1 protein-coding gene is annotated in these 332 nt (G+C 33.7%); it reads left to right on the top strand.

Features of this window, described 5'->3' with window-relative positions:
* Positions 1-126: 126 nt before the first annotated feature.
* Positions 127-332 (top strand): HDIG domain-containing metalloprotein (locus V7164_RS23135; protein WP_335355348.1); only part of this gene is annotated, 206 nt, incomplete at its 3' end.

Below are 332 nucleotides of genomic sequence, written 5' to 3' on the forward strand. Positions count from 1 at the left end.
GGGCGCGTTTATTTAGGAATGCTCCCGATTTTTTTATTGGAAAAGGTTTCCGAAGAAGGAATAATTATAAACCAAGATGTAATTATTTAAGATATGGGTTTTTTATAAGAGAAAGGTGGATTCTTTATGAGATATATTTTGGAAAGGACTTATGCAATGGAATTACTTGAGTGGGCATATCAACAAAACCCGGGTCCATGGTTTGATCATTCAATTAATGTTGCAAGAGCTACTGAAAGTATTATCTCCCAGCTAATTAATAAAGGGTACAATCTTGATATAAATTTGGCATATAATGCTGCTCTTCTGCACGATATAGGTAGATATAAAGG

This window comes from Bacillus sp. JJ1474 (assembly GCF_036965225.1).
Lineage (GTDB): Bacteria > Bacillota > Bacilli > Bacillales > Cytobacillaceae > Cytobacillus.